The sequence below is a fragment of the Stenotrophomonas sp. YJH_SMC_20 genome (assembly GCF_059367845.1).
Genome location: NZ_JCAFRG010000014.1, coordinates 1 through 15934 on the forward strand (window position 1 = coordinate 1; position 15934 = coordinate 15934).

The 15934-nt window shown below is 66.4% G+C and carries 11 protein-coding genes and 2 rRNA genes; 9 read left to right on the forward strand and 4 right to left on the reverse strand.

The window, feature by feature from the left end; genetic code table 11:
- The first annotated feature begins 3 nt into the window (after nucleotides 1-3).
- Nucleotides 4-118, forward strand: a 5S ribosomal RNA gene (gene rrf, locus AC5P6A_RS19115).
- A gap of 132 nt (nucleotides 119-250) precedes the next feature.
- Nucleotides 251-365 (forward strand): 5S ribosomal RNA (gene rrf, locus AC5P6A_RS19120).
- Between the two features lie 259 nt (nucleotides 366-624).
- On the opposite strand, the gene AC5P6A_RS19125 is transcribed toward rrf (AC5P6A_RS19120), so the two are convergent.
- On the reverse strand, nucleotides 625-2340 hold the full coding sequence (locus tag AC5P6A_RS19125; protein ID WP_346714985.1) for a M28 family metallopeptidase: 1716 nt from the start codon (nucleotides 2338-2340) through the stop codon (nucleotides 625-627).
- 86 nt (nucleotides 2341-2426) lie between these two features.
- Nucleotides 2427-3089, reverse strand: coding sequence for a DUF4097 family beta strand repeat-containing protein (locus AC5P6A_RS19130; RefSeq protein WP_019662232.1), 663 nt, complete (start codon nucleotides 3087-3089; stop codon nucleotides 2427-2429).
- A gap of 95 nt (nucleotides 3090-3184) precedes the next feature.
- Here AC5P6A_RS19130 and AC5P6A_RS19135 point away from each other — a divergent pair, with 95 nt between their 5' ends.
- Together AC5P6A_RS19135 and AC5P6A_RS19140 are read left to right on the forward strand one after the other, a co-directional pair.
- Entirely contained in the window at nucleotides 3185-4486 is a 1302-nt protein-coding gene (locus AC5P6A_RS19135; RefSeq protein WP_134731217.1) for a murein hydrolase activator EnvC family protein, read from the forward strand.
- A 107-nt stretch (nucleotides 4487-4593) separates the two neighbouring features.
- Entirely contained in the window at nucleotides 4594-6042 is a 1449-nt protein-coding gene (locus tag AC5P6A_RS19140; RefSeq protein WP_111102234.1) for a S41 family peptidase, read from the forward strand.
- 83 nt (nucleotides 6043-6125) lie between these two features.
- Here the strand turns inward: AC5P6A_RS19140 and AC5P6A_RS19145 are convergent, their stop codons facing one another.
- Complete coding sequence (locus tag AC5P6A_RS19145) at nucleotides 6126-6818, reverse strand: rhomboid family intramembrane serine protease (protein ID WP_019662230.1); 693 nt, start codon at nucleotides 6816-6818, stop codon at nucleotides 6126-6128.
- A 229-nt stretch (nucleotides 6819-7047) separates the two neighbouring features.
- On the opposite strand from AC5P6A_RS19145, the gene AC5P6A_RS19150 reads away from it, so the two are divergent.
- Both AC5P6A_RS19150 and pnuC read left to right on the forward strand, forming a co-directional pair.
- Nucleotides 7048-8475, forward strand: coding sequence for an outer membrane protein transport protein (locus tag AC5P6A_RS19150; RefSeq protein ID WP_155028840.1), 1428 nt, complete (start codon nucleotides 7048-7050; stop codon nucleotides 8473-8475).
- A 134-nt stretch (nucleotides 8476-8609) separates the two neighbouring features.
- Nucleotides 8610-9209 (forward strand): nicotinamide riboside transporter PnuC, encoded by a 600-nt coding sequence (gene pnuC / locus AC5P6A_RS19155; protein ID WP_155028841.1) that lies wholly within the window; start codon nucleotides 8610-8612, stop codon nucleotides 9207-9209.
- A gap of 118 nt (nucleotides 9210-9327) precedes the next feature.
- On the opposite strand, the gene putA is transcribed toward pnuC, so the two are convergent.
- Nucleotides 9328-12546 (reverse strand): bifunctional proline dehydrogenase/L-glutamate gamma-semialdehyde dehydrogenase PutA, encoded by a 3219-nt coding sequence (putA, locus tag AC5P6A_RS19160; RefSeq protein WP_111102235.1) that lies wholly within the window; start codon nucleotides 12544-12546, stop codon nucleotides 9328-9330.
- Nucleotides 12547-12820: 274 nt separating this feature from the next.
- On the opposite strand from putA, the gene AC5P6A_RS19165 reads away from it, so the two are divergent.
- The 3 genes from AC5P6A_RS19165 to ctaD are packed head-to-tail and all read left to right on the forward strand — an operon-like array spanning nucleotide 12821 to nucleotide 15932.
- Nucleotides 12821-13297, forward strand: a complete 477-nt coding sequence (locus tag AC5P6A_RS19165; protein WP_004153894.1) for a DUF2244 domain-containing protein — start codon at nucleotides 12821-12823, stop codon at nucleotides 13295-13297.
- Between the two features lie 11 nt (nucleotides 13298-13308).
- Nucleotides 13309-14265: a cytochrome c oxidase subunit II gene (gene coxB / locus AC5P6A_RS19170; RefSeq protein ID WP_134731209.1), complete on the forward strand. Its 957-nt coding sequence runs from the start codon at nucleotides 13309-13311 to the stop codon at nucleotides 14263-14265.
- Nucleotides 14266-14324: 59 nt separating this feature from the next.
- A complete protein-coding gene (ctaD, locus tag AC5P6A_RS19175) occupies nucleotides 14325-15932 on the forward strand; it encodes a cytochrome c oxidase subunit I (RefSeq protein ID WP_005407790.1) in 1608 nt (535 codons plus the stop codon).
- Nucleotides 15933-15934: the final 2 nt, after the last annotated feature.

Consider the following 15934-nt stretch of genomic DNA (forward strand, 5'->3'; position numbering starts at 1 on the left):
CTCCCTGGTGAAATTAGCGCTGTGGAACCACCCGATCCCATCCCGAACTCGGAAGTGAAACGCAGCTGCGCCGATGGTAGTGTGGCTCAAGCCATGCGAGAGTAGGTCATCGCCAGGGTTTACACCCAAAACCCCGCTGCTTACGCAGCGGGGTTTTTCTTTATAAGTGAAGGCACTGCGTTTTCCGGGTTCCTTCCGCCCCAAGGGCAAGATCGCGAGCTGGCGCTGCAAGCGCTGCTGCAACCGTCTCCCTGGTGAAATTAGCGCTGTGGCACCACCCGATCCCATCCCGAACTCGGAAGTGAAACGCAGCTGCGCCGATGGTAGTGTGGCTCAAGCCATGCGAGAGTAGGTCATCGCCAGGGTTTACACCCCAAACCCCGCTGCTTACGCAGCGGGGTTTTTCTTTGTGCGTAGCAAACGCCGGTAGTGCCGGCCGCTGGCCGGCAACCCGATGGCGTTACATCGCCCGGTAGATTCATGCCATGCGTGGGTAAGATGGTCCCCACGGAAGGCGGTGCCAACCGAGGTTGGCACCCACCAATGGCAGAGCGTACAAAAAAAGCGGCGCCCCACGGGGCGCCGCTTTGACCTCAACGATGTTCAGTCGAGCATGGCTCGACCCTACTTTGCAGCGGCCGCAGCCTTGTCCTTCATCATCGCGTCGCGGGCAGCCTTGAACGGGTTGCCTTCGTACCAGTTCGGCCAACGATCGCCACCGGCCAGTTCCTTGCCCACGCCGTACATCAACTGAAGGTCTTCGACGGTACCGTCCAGCTTCCAGGTGGCCGCGTCGAACTCGTCCTTCGGGCCGTGGTAACGGTTGGCGCCGTAGTCGGCTGCGGCCTTGCGGCCAGCGTCAACGCCGCCCTCGCGCAGGTCCTCGCCGCCATCGGCGTACAGGGCCGGCACGCCGGCTTTGGCGAAGTTGAAGTGGTCCGAGCGGAAGTAGAAGCCGCTCTGCACCGACGTCTCACCATGCAGCGTGCGGTCCTGGGCAGCGGCCAGCGGCTTGAGGATGTCCTCCAGCTCCGAACTGCCGAAGCCGGTGACGGTCACGTCCTTGGCACGGCCGGCCACTGACATCGCGTCGATGTTGATCACGCCAGCAATCTTGTCCAGCGGGAAAGTCGGATGGGCAACGTAGTACTTCGAACCCAGCAGGCCGGATTCTTCCAGGGTCACCGCCAGGAACACCACCGAGCGCTCCGGCTTCGGATCCTGGTGCGCCATGGCTTCGGCCACTTCGAGAATACCGGCGACGCCGGTCGCATTATCGACGGCGCCGTTGTAGATGTTGTCGCCGGTCTCGCCCTCATGCTTGCCCAGGTGATCCCAGTGCGCCATGTACAGCACCGCCTCGTCAGCGCGCTTGCTACCCGGCAACACACCCACCACGTTGCGCGACTGCTTCTGTGCGATCTGGCTCTTCAGGTCGACCGCAGCGGTGGCCTTCAGCGGCACCGGCTTGAAACCGCGCTTGCTGGCATCCTTGTAGGCCTGCGCCAGGTCCAGGCCGGCTCCGGCAAACAGCGCCTTGGCCGCGTCGGCACTCAGCCAGCCCTGCACCGGAATACGGGCTTCCGGGTCATTCTTGGCCGGCAGGTCGTACTGCGGGCCGGCCCAGGAATTCTTCACCACGTCCCAGCCGTAGGACGCGCCGGCGGTGTCGTGCACGATCAGCGCGGCAGCGGCCCCCTTGCGGGCAGCCTCCTCGAACTTGTAGGTCCAGCGGCCGTAGTAGGTCATGCGCTTGCCGTCGAACAGCTTCTCGTCGTCGACATGGAAGCCCGGATCGTTGACGAACATCACGACGGTCTTGCCCTTCCAGTCCTGGCCGGCGTAGTCGTTCCACTTCTGCTCCGGCGCATCGACGCCATAGCCGACGAACACCAGATCGCTGGCATCGACCTTCACCTCGGCCTGGCCGGTACGGGTGCCGACCACCATGTCGGTGCCGAACTTCAGTTCGGTGGTCTTGCCGCCCTGGGTGATCTTCAGCACGGTCGATTCGTCGGCCGTGGTCTCGGTCATCGGTACATCCTGGAACCAGCTGTCGCCGTTGCCGGGCTGCAGGCCGATGCGCTGCATCTGGTCGCGGATGTAGTTGACCGTCAGTTCTTCGCCCTTGCTGCCCGGCGCGCGGCCTTCGAACTCATCCGAAGCCAGGGTCTTGACCATCTCGGCGAAGTCGCCGGCATTGATCTCCGGGGAGAACGCATGCGCAGCCGGCTTGGCAGCTGCGGTATCGGTGGCCGGCGCGGGCGCCGGAGTGTCTTCGCCTTTGCAGGCACTGAGCGCGGCCGCAGCGGCCAGGCACAGGAGGAGTTTGCGGGGCATCGTCGATTCCTGGGTAACAAAGGGCGGCCGCGCGTCGTGCACGACCGGTGTCAGCGAGTATCACCGAACCCGAAGGCGCGGTGCGCTCAGTCCGCGGGAGCGGTTTCGGTGTCGAACGGGATCGGCTCGGCGCCGGTGACCGGGCCGATGCGCGCAGTGCGATGCACGTACAGCACCACCTCGCGTTCGAACTGCAGTGGACCCTTGACCACGGCATTCGGGCCGATGATCACACGCGGCTTGCGGCTGGCGGTCAGCGAGACACTGAAGTTCGGCTTGCGCACATGCACGCCGCCGTTGACCTGCGAACCGATACCGACGGTGATGTCACCGTTGACGGTCTCCACATCCTTGCCGACGCGGCTTTCGACCAGGCCGATGCCACCATTGACGGTCTCGACACCGCCTTCGACCTGGCTGCCGCGATCGGTGAAGATGCTGCCGTTGACGGTGCTGACGCCGCCGCTGGCGATCACTTCGCGGCCCAGGCGTACGCCGCCGTTGACCGTTTCGATCTTGCCGGTGCGCGCGCCGTCGGCGACCTTGACCCCGCCGTTGACGGTGTCGATGCTGCCGGTCTCGACGCCTTCGCCGACGCGGATGCCACCGTTGACGGTGTCCAGCTTGCCGTAGCGCTGGCCGGGTTCGGCGCTGATGCTGCCGTTGACCTTGCTGATGTTCTCCTGCGCACAGACCGGCCCGGTGGCCAGCAGTACGCCCAACAGCAGCGGAATGGAAAGAATTTTCATGGCGACCTCGATGGAAGTGCGGCTGGCAGGCCGCGTGCGGAGATGTCACCATTCCCCGGTAGCCCCCGCAACTGCCTGAAGTCACTGGAAAGCCCTTGCGCGACAACGTCTTCCCATCACGCCGACATCACATCGCCGCTGCCCGCGGCGGTCGCTGCCTGCTGCTGGGGCTGGCGTTTGCGCTGGCCCTGCCGCTGCCCAGCGGTGCGCAGACCACCCGCGAGACCGAGCGCAAGCTGCAGAAACTGCGTACCGAACTGAAGGGCGTGGCGCAGGAGCGACGGCAGATCGAGGGCCAGCGCGGGCAGGCATCGCGGCAGCTGCGCGAGGCCGACGAGAAGGTAGCCCGCACCGGCCGTGCCCTTGCGCAGACGGAAGCCGCGCTGCGCGAGCAGGGCCGCGCCCTGGCCGAAGCCGAGCAGCGCCGCAGCACGCTGCAGGGCAACCTGGCCCAGCAGCACCGCGAACTGGCCGGGCTGTTGCGCGCGGCGTATCAGCTGGGCAACCACGCACCGCTGAAGCTGCTGCTGTCGCAAGACACGGTGGCCGATGCCAACCGCGCCCTGGCCTACCATCGCTACCTGCAGCGCGAGCGTGCGCAGCGGATCACCACGCTGACCGCCGACCTGAAGGAACTGGAAGCACTGCAGGCGCAGATCGCCGAGCGCAAGCAGAAGCTGCAGGGGACGCAGCAGGACCAGAAACAGCAGGCAGCCGCCCTGGAAGCGGACCGCCGCGATCGCGCAAAGACCGTTGCCTCGCTGGAAGAGCGCTTCAAGGACCAGCGCGAGAAGGAACAGGCGCTGGGCCAGGACGCCAAGGCGCTGGAAACATTGCTGGCCAACCTGCGAGCGGCCGCTGCCCGTGCCGAGGCCGAGCGCCGCGCGGCTGCACGCCGTGCGGCAGCGGAGAAGGCCGCCGCCGAACGTGCTGCACGCCAAGCCGCCGCACAGGGCCGGCCGCCACCGCCACCGACCAAGGTGCCGCCTGCGGTCGCATCGGCACCGGCGCCGAAGGTGGGCGGCCTGGGCTGGCCGTTGTCCGGCAACCTGCTGGCCCGCTATGGCGGCAAGCTGCCCGATGGCCGCACCAGCAGTGGCGTGCTGATCGGCGCACCGGCTGGCAGCACGGTCACCGCCGTGGCCGATGGCACCGTGGTGTTCTCCGACTGGATGACCGGCTACGGCATGATCCTGATCGTCGACCACGGCAACGGCTACATGAGCCTGTACGCGCACAACGACACCCTGCTGAAGGATGCCGGTGCGCGGGTCAGCCGCGGTGATGCAGTGGCCAAGGTCGGCAATTCGGGTGGCCAAGGTGTCACCGCGCTGTACTTCGAGCTGCGTCGTGGCGGGCAGCCGGTCAACCCGGACAGCTGGCTGCAGCGGCGCTGAACCCGGCTCGTTACGCACGGGCCGGATTCAACGGGAATTTAGCTGTGCTTCGCGCATAATCGGTGCATGTGCCTTGGGCACCATGCCACCGTCGACAGGAGTGATCCATGCGCGCAGCCCGTACCGCCACCCTCTTGCTGGCCCTGTTGCCAGCGCTGTCCTGGGCGCAGCAGACCGCGCCTGCCCCAAGCCAGGAAACCAGCGGGCAGGCAGCGAACAGCGAGGAGGCGGTGACCTCGAAGGTGCCGCTGGAGGAAATCCGCCGGTTCGTGGCCGTGTACAACGCGGTGCGCGCCGCCTATGTCGACCCGGTCGATGACAAGAAGCTGATGCAGTCAGCCGTGCGTGGCCTGCTGCTCGACCTTGATCCGCACAGCACCTACTTCAACAAGGAAGACGCGCAGGCTTTCGACGAGCAGGCCAACGGTGCCTACGAGGGCATCGGCGTGGAGCTGCAGCAGCAGCCGGACAACGCCAGCATGAAGGTGATCGCGCCGATCGACGACACGCCGGCAGCCAAGGCCGGCATCCTTGCCGGCGATTTGATCATCGCCATCGACGGCAAGCCGATCAGCGCCATCGATGCGAGTGAACCGCTGCGCGGCCCAGCCGGCAGCAAGGTGGTGCTGACCATCGTGCGCGAAGGCAAGCCGAAGCCGTTCGATGTCAGCCTCACCCGCCAGACCATCCGCGTGACCAGCGTGCGCAGCCGCCTGCTGGAACCCGGCTATGGCTACATCCGCCTGAGCACCTTCCAGGCCGATACCGGCTCGGACTTCCAGAAGCACGTGCAGCAGCTGCAGAAGCAGTCCGGTGGCCAGCTCAAGGGCCTGGTGCTGGATCTGCGCAGCAATCCGGGTGGCCTGCTGACGGCCGCCGTGCAGGTAGCCGACGATCTGCTCGACAAGGGCAACATCGTCAGCACCCGTGGCCGCATCAGCATCAGCGATGCCCGATTCGACGCGACCCCAGGCGACCTGCTGAAGGGTGCACCGGTGGTGGTACTGGCCGATGCCGGTTCGGCCAGTGCCTCGGAAGTGCTCGCCGGCGCGCTGCGCGACAACAAGCGCGCCCGAGTGGTTGGCAGCCGCACCTTTGGCAAGGGCTCGGTGCAGACCGTGTTGCCGCTAGACAACGGTGATTCGGTGAAGCTGACCACCGCGCGCTATTACACGCCCAGCGGCAAGTCGATCCAGGCCACCGGCATCGTGCCGGATGTTGAGTTGAAGCCCGCCGCTACGTCGGCGGAGGATGCCCTGCCGGCCAGCCTGAGCGATTACAGCGAAGCCACCCTGCCAGGCCATCTGCGCGGCGACGACGAAGGCACCGAGGGCTACCACGCCGGTGCGGTGCTGCCGGGCGACGGCCCGATCAACGACGCGCTGGCCGAGCTGAAGAACCCCGGTTCGGTGGCTGTACGGTTGAAGGCCGAGGCCGAGAAGGCGGATGCCGCCAAGACCGCGAAGGCCGCTGCGGCGAAGCCGGAAGCGAAGGTCGAACCTAAGCCGGAAGCAAAGCCGGAAGCAAAGCCCGCACCGGCCCCGGCCAAGCCCTGACGGTAGCGCCGGGCCGTGCCCGGCGTCGGCTCAAGGGCGGAAGAAGAAAACAAATGCCTGCCAGCGGCCGGCACTACCCGGCGTCAGAAGCCGTGGCGCTTGCGCAGTCGGCGCGCGATCGCAGCCCGCACGTAGACCCCGTACACGACGCCGAACACGAAGCCACCGATGTGCGCCCACCAGGCCACCATGCCGAAGCTTGGGCCGATGTGGGCGAACACCACCTGCAGTGCCGCCCAGACGCCGATCAGCAGGTACGCCGGGGCGCGCACGAACTCCAGGAACAGGCCGAGCGGGATCACCACGCCCAGCCGCGCGCCCGGGAACAGGGCCAGATAGGCGCCGATCAGGGCCGACACCGCGCCGCTGGCGCCGATGATGATCTGGTCCGGGCTGCCCATGGTGTAGATCGCGACCAGGTTCGACACTGCGCCGCCGACCAGGAACAGCAGCAGCAGCCGCCACGGCCCCAGCACCCGCTCGGCGGGCAGGCCGAAGATCAGCAGGAACACCAGGTTGCCCAGCAGATGTGACCAGTCGGCGTGCAGGAACAGGGCGGTGAACAGGCGCAGCACGCTGCCGTCCTGCAGGGTCGCCCACCAGTCCAGCGGGTGGGTCAGTCCGGTGGACAGGGCGCCCCAGTCCAGCCAGAGGCTGCCGCGGGCATCGTCCGGCCGCGAGATCGACCACAGGAACGCCAACCACAGTGCCGCAAACAGCACGGGCGTGGCCCAGCGCAGGGCCGCCTTCTTGCGGGACGGGAGGGAGACGAACATGGCACTAGCCTAGCGTGCGGGCGCTTGCGGCGGGGATTGTCCTGTTCAGCTTTCGAGACGAGAAAACCGACCGCACCGTTATTGTTTCATTAACGGCTCTGGGTAATACTCGCATACGGCGTCGTATGTCGGGAGGGGAATCCGGCGCGCTCCGATGGGTCCCAGGACCTGTCGGGCGCAGGCGCACTCAGAGCACCATCACCGCTTACCGGAGAGAGAGAGAACTACGATGCAAACCGCTTCCACCATTGCCCGACTGACCCTGCTGGCCGTCGGCGTTGCCGGTGCGCTGGCCGCCGCCGATGCCAATGCTGCCGCCTTCCAGCTGAAGGAAAACAGCGCCAAGGGCCTGGGCCGCGCGTTCGCCGGCTCCACCTCGACCGAAGGTGACGCCTCGGTCATCGCCACCAACCCGGCCTCCATGCGCCTGCTCGACGGCACCCTGGTCCAGGGCGACGTCAGCGCCATCAGCTTCGGCGCCAAGTTCCGCGGCCAGGGCCAGTACGGCAACGGCGCGCCGATTTCCGGTGGCAACGGCGGCGACGCCGGCATGATCGCCCCGGTTCCGGCCGCGTACTTCCACGTGCCGTTTGGCGAGAACGACAACATGCACTTCGGTGCATCGCTGACCGTGCCGTTCGGCTTCAAGACCGAATACGACCGCGACTGGGTCGGCCGCTACAATGGCGTCAAGACCGAGCTGCAGGCGATCGACCTGGGCGTGGCGTTCTCCTATGACGTCAACCCGTACCTGTCGTTCGGTGCGTCGGTGTTCGCCGAGCGCCTGAACGTCGACCTGACCAGCGCTGTCGACACCGGCACTGCGATCAACGCCAGCGCCCAGCAGAAGGCAGCCGCTGCCGTGCTGGCCGCCGGTGGCACCCCGGCTCAGGCCCTTGCTGCCTCGAAGCAGGCCGCTGCGGCCTTGGCCCAGCAGGGCTTCGCCCCGGGCACCGCCGATGGCTTCCTGCGCATCAAGGGTGACGAAGTGTCGATGGGCTACACCCTGGGCATGACCGTCACCCCGGTGGAAGGCACCAACATCGCCTTCAGCTACCGCTCGAAGGTCGAGCACAAGATCACCGACGGCAAGGCGCACTTCAGCACTCCGCAGAATGCGGCGGCCTTCCTGGCCACTGCTGCCCCGGGTACCTTCATCGACAGCAACGGCCGCGCCACCATCACCCTGCCGGCCAGCGCCACCGTGGGCTTCACCCACCGCGTGAACGACCAGTGGCAGATCATGGCCGAGGTCACGCGCACGGCGTGGAGCAAGTTCGACCAGGTCACCGTCGACTATGACTCCAACCAGCCGGACAGCGTGCTGCCGTTCCACTACCGCGACACCACCTTCGCGTCGATCGGTACCGATTTCCGCGTGAACGACAAGCTGACCCTGCGTGGCGGCCTGGCCTACGACCAGACCCCGACCACCGACGCCCACCGTGACGTGCGCGTGCCGGACACCACCCGCAAGTGGCTGTCGCTGGGCATGACCTACGCCGCTTCGGACAAGATGGAATACAGCGTGGGCTACACCCACCTGTTCACCAAGGATCCGAACATCACCTCGACCTCGGCCACCGGCAACACCGTGACCGGCAAGTACAAGGTCAGCGGCGACGTGCTGGCGGCGTCGATGCAGTACAAGTTCTGATTCGGGCGATGGCCTGAAGCAGTACGAGGAGAGCCCCGCGCAAGCGGGGCTTTCTTTTTGCGGAGGGTATCCACGCATGGCATGGATCTATTGGTCCGACGACGCAGGGCGCGGATCTACGCGACAATGGTGCGATGAACCTGTCCGACCCGAGCTTCCAGCTGGAGCTGGCCGCCAACATCGCCGTCGCCGGCTCGATCCTGTTGGCCGGCCGCAACAACGTGCACACCTGGTGGCTGGGCATCGTCGGCTGTGCATTGTTTGCTGCCGTGTTCGAACGCTCGCACCTGTACGCGGACATGGTGCTGCAGTTCTTCTTCATCGCGATCAGCGTGCTGGGCTGGTGGCAGTGGCTGCGCGGCGATCATGGTGCGCCGTTGCCGATTACTTCATTGCGACCGCGTGCCTGGGCGTGGCTGGCACCACTGGCTGTGGTGGCCACCTTCGGCTACGGCTGGATGCTGACCCGCCTGACCAACGCCTACGCGCCCTACATCGATTCGGCGGTGCTGGTGCTGAGCGTGATCGCCCAGATCCTGATGATGCGGCGCAAGCTGGAATCGTGGTGGGTGTGGCTGCTGGTGAATACCGTCGCGGTGCCGCTGTACTACAGCCGTGGCCTGCACCTGACCTCGATCCTGTACATCGGTTTCTGGATCAACGCACTGGTCGCCCTCCGGCACTGGCGCAATCTGATGCAGGCCGAGGCCACGACGGCACCTGAATTCCTGTAGAGCCGAGCCCACGCTCGGCTGCGCCGGAAAAGCCGAGCATGGGCCCGGCGCTACAGGAAGCAAAACACAAGAAACCCCGCATTCGCGGGGTTTCTTGTTTACCGCACCAAGCAGGCGGTCAGTCGCCCAGGGTCAGCAGCGAGGCGTTGCCGCCGGCGGCGGTGGTGTTCACCGTCACCGTCTTTTCGGTGGCAAAGCGCAGCAGGTAGTGCGGGCCGCCGGCCTTCGGGCCGGTGCCGGACAGGCCCTGGCCGCCGAACGGCTGCACGCCGACCACTGCACCGATCTGGTTGCGGTTGACGTACACGTTGCCGACATGGACGCCATTGCTGATGCGGTCAACGGTTTCGTCGATGCGCGAATGCACGCCCAGGGTCAGGCCGTAGCCAGTAGCGTTGATCTGGTCGATCACCGCGTCGAGCTGGTCGCCCTTCCAGCGGATCACGTGCAGGACCGGACCGAAGACTTCCTTCTGCAGCTGGCCCAGGTCCTTCAGTTCGTATGCGCGCGGCGCGAAGAAGGTGCCGTGCGCCGTTTCGGCGGACAGCTCGGCGGCGGCGATCAGGCGCGCTTCGCGGTCCATGCGCTCAGCATGTTCCTGCAGGATCTTCAGCGCGTCGGCGTCGATCACCGGGCCGACGTCGGTAGACAGCAGGCCCGGGTTGCCGACCTTCAGTTCCTTCATCGCACCGGCCAGCATGGTCATCACCTTGTCGGCGATGTCGTCCTGCACGAACAGCACGCGCGCGGCCGAGCAACGCTGGCCGGCGGAGGTGAAGGCCGAACCGATCGCGTCCTTGACCAGCTGTTCCGGCAGCGCCGAGGAATCGGCGATGAAGGCGTTCTGGCCACCGGTCTCGGCGATCAGCACGCCGATGGCGGCATCACGCGCGGCCATCGCACGGTTGATCGCACGGGCGGTCTCGGTGGAGCCGGTGAAGGCCACGCCGGCCACGCGCGGGTCGGCGGTCAGCGCGGCACCGACGGTAGCACCGTCGCCCGGCAGGAACTGCACCACCTCGGCCGGCACGCCGGCATCGTGCAGCAGCTTCACCGCGTAGTAGCCGATCAGGTTGGTCTGCTCGGCCGGCTTGGCGATGACGCTGTTGCCGGCGGCCAGTGCGGCGGCGACCTGGCCCAGGAAGATCGCCAGCGGGAAGTTCCACGGGCTGATGCAGACGAACACGCCGCGGCCGTGCAGCTGCAGCTCGTTGGATTCACCGGTCGGGCTGGGCAGCTTCTCGGCGTGGCTGAACTGCTCGCGCGCCTGCTTGGCGTAGTAGCGCAGGAAATCCACGGCTTCGCGCACTTCGGCGATGCTGTCGGGCAGGCTCTTGCCGGCTTCCTTCACGCACAGCGCCATGAACTCCGGCATGCGCGCTTCCAGCTGGTCGGCGGCGTGTTCGAGGATGGCGGCGCGGCTGGCGGCCGGGGTGCGGTTCCAGGCCGGCTGTGCGGCCACGGCGTTGGCCAGGGCCTTCTGCACGGTGGCGGCATCGGCGGCCAGCCACTGGCCGACCACTTCGCGGGTGTCGGCCGGGTTGGTCACCGGCAGCGCGGCGCCGGCCGGGTTGGCACCCGGTACCAGCGGCGAGGCCTGCCACGGCTTCACGGCGGCGTTGAGCTGCTCGGCCAGGGCGCGCAGTTCGTTGTCGTTGGCGAGGTTGGCGCCCATGGAGTTCTTCCTGTCGTGGTTCTGGCTGCGCAGCAGGTCAACCGGCAGCGGGATCTTGGGATGCGGAATCGATTCGAACGAGGCGACCATCTCGACCGGATCGCGGATCAGGTCGGCGATCGGCACGCGCTCGTCGGTGATGCGGTTGACGAAGCTGGAGTTGGCACCGTTTTCCAGCAGGCGGCGCACCAGGTACGGCAGCAGGTCTTCGTGCGAACCGACCGGGGCGTACACGCGGCAGGGCAGGTTCAAGCGATCGGCCGGCACCACTTCGGCGTACAGGTCGTCGCCCATGCCGTGCAGCTTCTGGTGCTCGTACACGCCGCCGTTGGCGATGCTGCGCACGGCCGCGATGGTGTGCGCGTTGTGCGTGGCGAACATCGGGTAGATCGCGTCCGCATGGGTGAACAGCCGCTTGGCGCAGGCCAGGTAGGACACATCGGTGTTCTGCTTGCGGGTGAACACCGGGTAGCCCGGGTAGCCTTCGATCTGCGCGCGCTTGATCTCGGCATCCCAGTAGGCGCCCTTGACCAGGCGCACCTGCAGGCGGCGACCGGCACGGCGTGCCATGTCGGCCAGGTGGTCGATCGTGTACGGCGTGCGCTTCTGGTAGGCCTGCACGACCACGCCGAAGCCATCCCAGCCAGCCAGCGAGGCGTCGGAGAACACCTGCTCGATGATGTCCAGCGACAGTTCCAGGCGGTCGGACTCTTCGGCGTCGACGGTGCAGCCGATGCCGTAGCTCTTGGCCAGCTGTGCCAGTTCCAGCACGCCCGGCACCAGGTCCTTCAGCACGCGCTCGCGCTTGGCGTGCTCGTAGCGCGGGTACAGCGCCGACAGCTTGATCGAGATGCCCGGCGCGTTGTTGACGTCGCCGTCCGGACGGCCACCGCGGGCCTTGTGATCGCCGCCGATGGCGTGGATCGCACGACGGTAGTCTTCCAGGTAGCGCAGCGCGTCCTTCATGGTCAGCGCGCCTTCGCCCAGCATGTCGAACGAGTAGCGGTAGCTGGCGTTGTCGCCCTTGTGCGAGCGCGCCAGCGCTTCGCTGATGGTGCGGCCCATGACGAACTGGTGGCCCATGATCTTCATGGCCTGGCGCACGGCCAGGCGCACCACCGGCTCACCGACGCGGCCGACCAGGCGCTTGAACGCGCTGGGGGCATCGGCGCGGGTGGCGTCGTTCATCTGCACCAGCTTGCCGGTCAGCATCAGGCCCCAGGTGGAGGCGTTGACCAGCACCGAGTCGCTGCCGCCCAGGTGCTTTTCCCAGTCGGCATCGGCCAGCTTGTCGCGGATCAGCTTGTCGGCGGTGTCCTGGTCCGGAATACGCAGCAGCGCTTCGGCCACGCACATCAGCAGCACGCCTTCTTCGCTGCCCAGGTCGTACTGGCGCATGAAGGCTTCGATCGCGCCCTGGTCCTTGGCACGCACGCGCACGCGGCCGACCAGGTCGGCGGCCAGCGCCTGCACCCTGGCCTGTTCCTCGGCGGGCAGGCGCGCCTGCGCCAGCAGCTCGCGGACGTGGCTGGCCTCGTCCTTCAACCAGGCATCGGTGATGGCCTGGCGGAACGGGTTGGGGGGCGCCGGCAGTTCCGGCGACAGCAGCGCGCCCGGACGCGGGGCGTCGTGGGCGGCAGGGGAGGAGGAAGGTGCGTTCATGCCGGTCCGGCCAGTGGAAAACTTGGCGATTTTAATCATTTTTGCGGCCTTCGGAAGTGCCACGCAGACACCTTCATGAAGGGCTGATAGCCACTAACGGTGGTGGATTCGGCGTGTTCAGCAAACCCGGCGATATTTGTGCTGAATTCGTCATCCGTGCCGCCGACCGCATGCTGTGTTGCAGCATCGGAAAAAGTGTGAATGCACCCTTGCTACCGGCGAGAGGGCGGGGCTACCATCGAGACGTTTCCCGCGGCAGGAACGCGGTTGCGACATGATCGAGGTGCTTCCAGCTCCGGATGGGTCAGGTACGCAGCTGCGGCTGCGTCCCCCACGGGCGCTCGATGCCCGGCAGTTCGTCCTGTTGTTCACCGTGTTGTCGGGTGCGATGTGGCTGGTGTCCGCCCTCGGGTGGTTGGCCGGCAATGCGTTCGCCCCCCTGTTCGCGCTGCTGTACAGCCTGGTGCTGGCGGCGGCGCTGCGTGCCTTGTGGCGCAGCGGTGAACGGCAGGAGGAGATCCGGGTAGTGCCGGCGTACGTGGAGGTCATCCCCGTACCCGGTGGATCGCCGGTGTTCCGGGCCCACCCCCATTGGGTGCGCCTGCTCACCGACGATGAGAGGGTCCGGCTGGCGTCCAGCGGCCGGCAGGTGGAGGTGGGGAGTTTCCTCGCGCCGGCCGAACGTCAGACGCTTGCAGAGACACTTGAAAGCTTGCTCGCCGCCAGCGATGGCGGCAACCGACGACGCTAAGGGTCTAGGCAATGAAGCAAAGCAGCAGGTGGGGCACGAAGTGCGTGAACGCGGTTGCCGCAGTGCTGGCGACCGGGGGACTGATGCCGGCGTTGGCCTGGGCCCAGGCGGCCGATCCCAAGCCGTGGCAGCTGAACATGGGCAAGGGGGTGACCCAGACCTCGCGCCTGGCCTGGGAATCGAACAATCTCTCGTTGATCATCTGCACGGTGATCGGCGTCATCGTGTTCGGCGCGATGGCCTATGCCATCTTCAAGTTCCGCAAATCCAAGGGCGCGGTCGCCGCCACCTTCAGCCACAACACCAAGGCCGAAGTAATCTGGACGGTGATCCCGGTGATCATCCTGATCGTGATGGCCTGGCCGGCCACCGCCAACCTGATCAAGATGTACGACACCCGCGATGCCGAGATGACGGTGAAGGTCACCGGCTACCAGTGGATGTGGAAATACGAATACCTTGGCGAGAACGTCACCTTCACCAGCCGCCTGGACCGCGAGTCCGACCGCGTGCGGCAGAGTGGCATCGTGCCGACCCGCGAAAGCCATCCGCACTACCTGCTGGATGTCGACAACCGCCTGGTGCTGCCGGTCGATACCAAGGTGCGGTTCGTCATCACTTCCGATGATGTGATCCACGCCTGGTGGGTGCCGGCGCTGGGCTGGAAGCAGGACGCCATCCCCGGCTTCATCAACGAAGCCTGGACCCGCATCGAGCAGCCCGGTGTCTACCGCGGCCAGTGCGCCGAGCTGTGCGGCAAGGACCATGGCTTCATGCCGATCGTGGTCGAGGCGGTGTCCAAGGAGGACTTCAGGAAGTGGCTGGCGCAGCGCAAGCCGGCGCCGCCCGCCGAGCCCGCCACGCCTGCGGCACCTGCCGAACCGACTGCACCGGCGGGCGAGGCACCGGCTGCGCCTGCTGCTGCCGAAGCGGGCAGCGCGCCTGCCAGCGCGGCCAGCGGAGCGTGATGTAAAGCCCGCGGCCGCTCGCGGCCGTGGTGACAACCGATTCTGAGAGGTGTTTTGCAATGGCGCACTCGGCAGTTGGGCACGACGATCACCATCACCACCAGAGCTTCTTCGAGCGTTGGTTCTTCTCGACCAACCACAAGGACATCGGCACGCTGTACCTCGGTTTCAGCTTCATCATGTTCATCATCGGCGCGGCGATGAGCGTGGTGATCCGCGCCGAGCTGGCGCAGCCGGGCCTGCAGTTCGTCAAGCCCGAGTTCTTCAACCAGATGACCACCGTGCATGCGCTGGTGATGATCTTCGGTGGCGTGATGCCGGCCTTCGTCGGCCTGGCCAACTGGATGATCCCGCTGCAGATCGGCGCGCCGGACATGGCGCTGCCGCGCATGAACAACTGGTCGTTCTGGTTGCTGCCGGTGGCTTTCAGCCTGCTGCTGCTGACCCTGTTCCTACCCGGTGGTGCCCCGGCGGGTGGCTGGACGCTGTATCCGCCGCTGTCGCTGCAGGGCGGCTACAACGTGGCCTTCAGCGTGTTCGCCATCCACGTGGCCGGCATCAGTTCGATCATGGGTGCGATCAACATCATCGCCACTGTGCTGAACATGCGCGCGCCGGGCATCGACCTGCTGAAGATGCCGATCTTCTGCTGGGCCTGGCTGATCACCGCCTTCCTGCTGATCGCGGTGATGCCGGTGCTGGCCGGTGCGGTGACCATGCTGCTGACCGACAAGTTCTTCGGCACCAGTTTCTTCAACGCCGCCGGTGGCGGTGACCCGGTGATGTACCAGCACATCTTCTGGTTCTTCGGCCATCCCGAGGTCTACATCATGATCCTGCCCGCCTTCGGCGTGGTCAGCGAGATCATCCCGACCTTCAGCCGCAAGCCGCTGTTCGGCTACCAGGCGATGGTGTACGCCACCGCCGCGATCGCGTTCCTGTCGTTCATCGTCTGGGCCCACCACATGTTCACCGTGGGCATGCCGCTGGGCGGCGAGATCTACTTCATGTTCGCCACCATGCTGATCTCGATCCCGACCGGCGTGAAGGTGTTCAACTGGGTCAGCACCATGTGGCGTGGCTCGCTGACGTTCGAGGCACCGATGCTGTGGTCGGTGGCCTTCGTCATCCTGTTCACCATCGGTGGCTTCTCCGGCCTGATGCTGGCGATCGTCGCCGCCGACTTCCAGTACCACGACACCTACTTCGTGGTCGCCCACTTCCACTACGTGCTGGTGACCGGTGCGGTGTTCGCGCTGATCGCCGCGGTGTACTACTGGTGGCCGAAGTGGACCGGGCGGATGTACAGCGAGAAGTGGGCCAAGGTGCACTTCTGGTGGTCGATCGTATTCGTCAACCTGTTGTTCTTCCCGCAGCATTTCCTCGGCCTGGCCGGCATGCCGCGCCGCATTCCCGACTACAGCGTGGCGTTTGCCGACTGGAACCTGATCAGCTCGATCGGTGCGTTCGGCATGTTCGTCACCCCGTTCATGATGGCCGCGATCCTGCTGTCGTCGCTGCGCAACGGTGAGAAGGCCGAAGCACGCAGCTGGGAAGGTGCACGCGGGCTGGAGTGGACGCTGCCGTCGCCGGCACCGGCGCACACCTTCACCACGCCGCCGACCATCCGCCCGGGGGATCTGGCGCATGACGACATCACGCATTGAGG